We start from the raw sequence: 5352 nt of genomic DNA, 5'->3' as shown, positions 1-5352 counted from the left end.
CAACAGGCTATGCAAGGTCATCATCATGGCCATCATCATGGCGGGGGAATCAATACTACTGTAAGCACCACAGCCGCAATTACAAACTCTTCTTCTACTTTTAATGCCACTACTGGCGCCACTGTAAATACTGTTGCATAATTAAGATATCGCTAAGTGCTATCAATTAGAAGTAGTTTTTTAAAATAATATTTATCAATATAACATAATTTATCTAGAAAACTAAATTTTTAGCGTACAAGGGCAGGCCAAGTAACCTGCCCTTGTGAATAGGGCAAAAAAGCGCCTTCTCTTGCAAAGGATTTTTGAAATGCTCCGCCTTGATATTTGATTGGTTGGATTACAGCCCAAGTTACAAGATTGACTTGGTTTTCAATCCGGTATTTTCGCTTCAACCAAAAAGATTGCCAATATGGCCGAGAGATTGAATAAAGAATGAAACCCAGGCCAGGAGATGGTAACCGAAGAATCCGTCTGTTACCGAATTCTTGCATTTATATAAAAATGGAATTACATTGGGAATTAAATTTGAGAGGAAGGATGCGTAAAAATCTTTCCTAACCTCAAAAGATTCAGCGCTGCAATTTCAAACAAAAATCTTGACAGTGCCTTTGGGAGAAAAATATCATGATTAAAAAGAGTATATCTTGCCTAGTGATGGGCAATTTTTACCTGACTCTTTTCATTTATGCCATCTTAAACGGAGTGGCCTACGCCGGTCCATTGGCCTATATAACAAATTTCGATCAAGATTCAGTCTATGTCATAGATACTACAACTAATACAGTTATAAGTGAGATAGGGGTTGGCAGATGGCCTTTTGGCATAGCTATCACATCAGATGGATCAAGAGCATATGTAACAAACAATCTTGATAATACAGTTTCTGTCATAGACATAGCACAAAATAAAGTTATTGCCAATATTAAAGTAGGCAATGAACCGATGGGAATAGTTGTAACCCCAGATAATGCAAAAGTATATGTAGTAAATCACGATGATTCTGATATTAATGCAAGCGATGTATCGGTTATAGATACATCAACAAATTCAGTTATTAAAAAAATCACCGTAGATTATGGACCATGGGGCGCCGCAATTACTCCTGATGGATCAAAAGTTTATGTAACAAATAATATGGCCAATACAGTTTCAGTAATAGATACAACTACTAATAATGTCATTAAAACAATATCAGTAGGCAATGGACCTCATGGTATAGTAATATCACCAGATGGAACAAAGGCTTATGTAGCTAATAGTGGAAGTGCAAGTGTATCAGTAATTGATATAAATTCAAACATGGTTTCAGCAACTATACCAGTAGGTAATATACCTTATGGTTTAGCAGTTACGCCAGATGGTTATAAAGTCTATGTAACAAATAATGCAGATAATACAGTTTCGGCTATCGATACAATTACAGATACAGTCTTTTATATAATCCCAGTAGGAAGTGGACCAGTTGGTATAGCCTTTACACCTGATGGTTCAACTGCCTACGTAGTTAATAATGGCGATAACAGCATATCTGTCATACCACTGGCCACAAATATAGTTTCTACTACTATCCAAGTTGGAAAACAACCTATAGCCTTTGGAAATTTTATAATGGGTAAACCATCACTTATCATAAATGCACATGCTCAACGTAATGATAAAAATGAAGTAACCCTTACTAATCCTGTCAATTTAGAGTATGAAATAAAAAACAGCATGCCAGGAGATGAACTATTTCTTATTTTATATACCCCACAACTCGGGATAAACTGGTCATACCTCAATAGCCAGGCACAGTGGATTCCTTTGCCTAACGATCTAAGTCAAGTTACTCCATTTGGCTATACAACAGCCAACGGCATATTTTCGCTATATAAAGGCGACCTCCCTCCAGGCGACTATATCCTTTATATGGGATTCGATTCAAATAAAAATGGTTTTCTCGACAACAGCGTTGTATATGACGGCATAACAATCCATGTCCAGTGAAATGCAGCAAAAAATTATTTCATAATTGTTAATGGTACATAAATTGTAGATCAATCAAAAAATAAGCGCATTTTTGATTATTTCCCAGGCCTCCTCGGCTGTCTCTACATATTGGAAGATATTCAAATCCTCTGATGAAATAACCCCTTCTTTCACTAAAAAATCAAATCCTACGGCCTTTTCCCAAAATTCCTTGCCAAAGAGCAACACCGGAATGGGTTTTATCTTTTTGGTCTGGATGAGGGTCAAGCTCTCAAAGAGCTCATCCATAGTACCAAATCCACCCGGAAATGCCACAAGGGCCCGTGCGCGCATGAGAAAATGCATCTTTCTTATGGCAAAGTAGTGGAACTGAAAACACAGCTCGGGCGTAATATAGTTGTTAGGCCTCTGCTCATGCGGCAGCACGATATTCAACCCTATGCTTTTTGCATTTTTTTCAAATGCACCGCGGTTTGCAGCCTCCATGATCCCAGGTCCGCCACCGGTTATCACAAATATCTTACACATCTCATTGTTGTTACAATGTTCGGAAATTATGCCGGCAAGCCGACGCGCCTCCTCATAGTAGGAAGATTTTTCCACAAGCCTTGCCGCTATCTTCAACTTCTGGGCTGCGGCTGGATCCTGCGGATCTTTCTCTACCTCCTTAAATGCCTCATCCATGACCTTTTTTGCAATTGCCGGATCAGGTATCCTTGTACTGCCGAAGACCACAACCGTCGCCTCAATGCCATGTTCCTCAAACATGATCTCGGGTTTCATGAGCTCAAGCTGGAGACGGATCGGTCTCAGTTCGTCCCGAACGAGGAAATCCCTATCCATATAGGCAAGCCTGTACGATGGTGACAGGGTCTGTGGAGATTCCACGAAGAGTTCAGCGGCCTTTAAGTCTTCCTGCGCTGATGGAAATGGTTTTTTACGTATCTTTTCTGACATATTGCTATCCTCGACTTGAAATTGTTATTATGGAAATCCAAGGGTTCACCATCGCTGGCCGTCCAAAACTAATAAATGCGCAACTCATTGATCAAGTGCATTAAAATTTAAAGTGGAGCAACAATCAATATGCATGAAGAACAAAAGACTCTGTTGACCGACTACGACCTCCATCTCCTCATGGAAGGGACACACCTTCGAGCCTGGACGAAGCTGGGTGCCCATCCCTGTGAATCAAACGGAAGAAACGGGACATGGTTCGCCGTATGGGCACCAAATGCCGAGAGTGTATCCGTGATAGGAGATTTCAACAACTGGGATGAGACAAAAAACCCTCTCGCCTGCCGTGGGGATTCCGGCATATGGGAAGGATTCATAACCGGGGTAGGTCACGGTTATCTTTATAAATATGCAATAACCTCGAGATACAACGGCTACAAGGTACAAAAGGCCGACCCGTATGGCTTTTTTTTTGAGATAAGGCCCAATACGGCCTCTGTCGTCTGGGATATCTCAAACTATAGTTGGAGCGACGGCGAATGGATGGCGACGAGACGGGGCAAAAACAATCTAAACAGCCCGATCAGTATCTATGAGGTGCACCTCGGATCATGGATGCGCGTGCCAGAAGAGGGCAACAGATGGCTTACCTATAGAGAGATAGCGCCAAAACTCGCTTTATATGCCAAGGAAATGAATTTTACCCATATAGAATTCTTGCCTGTGACCGAGCACCCGCTTGACGCCTCCTGGGGTTATCAGACAATCGGCTACTTTGCTGCTACCAGCCGTTTCGGCACACCGCAGGACTTCATGTACCTGGTTGACCATCTCCATCAAAACGATATCGGCGTCATTCTCGACTGGGTCCCGGCCCATTTCCCAACAGATGCCCACGGGCTTTGCTTTTTTGACGGCACCCACCTCTATGAACATGAAGACCCGAGAAAGAGGGAACACAAAGATTGGGGCACATATATATTTAACTACGGAAGACACGAGGTGGCCAATTTCCTCCTTGCCAACGCCCTTTTCTGGCTTGAGGTATACCACATAGACGGCCTGAGGGTGGATGCAGTGGCCTCAATGCTCTACCTCGACTATTCAAGGAATGAAGGTGAATGGGTGCCGAATATCTACGGCGGAAGGGAAAATCTGGAGGCCATCGCGTTTCTGCGCCATCTTAATGAGACTATCTACAAGGAACACCCGGATACCATGACCATTGCAGAGGAATCGACGACATGGCCCATGGTCTCAAGACCTACCTATCTCGGCGGCCTGGGATTTGGTTTTAAGTGGAACATGGGTTGGATGCACGACATGCTGCTTTATATGTCAAAAGACCCGATCCACAGGAAATATCACCACAACAACCTCACATTCAGCCTGCTCTATGCCTTTCACGAAAACTTCATCCTACCCTTCTCGCACGATGAGGTCGTACATGGCAAGGGCTCAATGATCGGCAAGATGCCGGGCGACGAGTGGCAGAAATTTGCGAATCTAAGGCTCCTATATGGCTATATGTACATGCATCCCGGGAAAAAACTCCTCTTTATGGGGAACGAATTCGGACAATGGGCCGAGTGGAACTTTGAAACAAGCCTTGACTGGCATCTACTTCAGTATCAGCCTCACAAAGGGCTTAGAAAATGGGTGATGGATTTAAACTGGTTTTTAAAAACCACACCGGCGATTTATGACCTTGACTTTGAACCGGCAGGGTTTGAATGGATAGACTGCAACGACAGCAACCAAAGCATCGTCTCGTTTATCCGCAGGGCACGGAATGGCGATATGATAGCCTGCGTATTCAACTTCACGCCGGTCCCGAGACATAATTATGTCATCGGCGTACCATGTGGCGGTCATTGGAGAGAGACAATCAACAGTGACAGGGAGACTTATTGGGGAAGCGGCCAAGGGAATCCAGGCCACATTACGGCACACCCCATCCCTGCCCATGGAAAGAATTATTCCGTCGAGATAACTATACCACCCCTCGGCATGGTAGCATTGAGTCCGGATACTGACTAACCAGCACCTTTCGTATTTTTATAAACACGGACCTTTTCAGCCACTTTTCTGTAATAGAGCTGGTTCACTTCAAGATTTACCGGTCTTTTTCTTGCAAGGTTTATCTTTGTTATCATGATATTTAATTTCCTTACCTGCCTATAGCGCTCCTCCTCGTCGGTAAGCCCATTGAGGAGGTCAATGGCCGTCCTAATCTCCTTGCCTTCCTGAAGTTCAGGCGGAAGGAAACCGGCATTTTTTAAAATCTTGTAGGCCATCCGGAGATCAGGCGGGACAAATGAATCGTCTTCATAGACAAGCGGCCTGCCCTTGCCTTTTATATTGTCGAAGTCACCCCGCTCCATGGCCTCCCTTATCCTCTTCTCGGCCATCTGCTCTATAAAA

General features: G+C 43.5%; 4 protein-coding genes. 2 read left to right on the top strand and 2 right to left on the bottom strand.

What is annotated here, in order from left to right:
* The first annotated feature begins 627 nt into the window (after window positions 1–627).
* Window positions 628–1989, top strand: coding sequence for a beta-propeller fold lactonase family protein (locus tag ACP5SG_RS09285; protein WP_424661671.1), 1362 nt, complete (start codon window positions 628–630; stop codon window positions 1987–1989).
* A gap of 54 nt (window positions 1990–2043) precedes the next feature.
* Here the strand turns inward: ACP5SG_RS09285 and ACP5SG_RS09280 are convergent, their stop codons facing one another.
* Complete coding sequence (locus tag ACP5SG_RS09280) at window positions 2044–2928, bottom strand: TIGR00730 family Rossman fold protein (RefSeq protein ID WP_424661670.1); 885 nt, start codon at window positions 2926–2928, stop codon at window positions 2044–2046.
* Window positions 2929–3057: 129 nt separating this feature from the next.
* Here ACP5SG_RS09280 and glgB point away from each other — a divergent pair, with 129 nt between their 5' ends.
* A complete protein-coding gene (gene glgB, locus ACP5SG_RS09275; RefSeq protein WP_424661669.1) occupies window positions 3058–4968 on the top strand; it encodes a 1,4-alpha-glucan branching protein GlgB in 1911 nt (636 codons plus the stop codon).
* Here glgB and ACP5SG_RS09270 read toward each other — a convergent pair.
* Window positions 4965–5348, bottom strand: a complete 384-nt coding sequence (locus ACP5SG_RS09270) for a DnaJ family domain-containing protein (RefSeq protein WP_428123906.1) — start codon at window positions 5346–5348, stop codon at window positions 4965–4967. The genes glgB and ACP5SG_RS09270 overlap by 4 nt on opposite strands.
* Window positions 5349–5352: the final 4 nt, after the last annotated feature.

Origin of the sequence: Dissulfurimicrobium sp. (genome assembly GCF_049968175.1) — a bacterium.
GTDB lineage: Bacteria > Desulfobacterota > Dissulfuribacteria > Dissulfuribacterales > Sh68 > Dissulfurimicrobium > Dissulfurimicrobium hydrothermale.
This window is presented reverse-complemented; position numbering and strand designations above follow the sequence as displayed.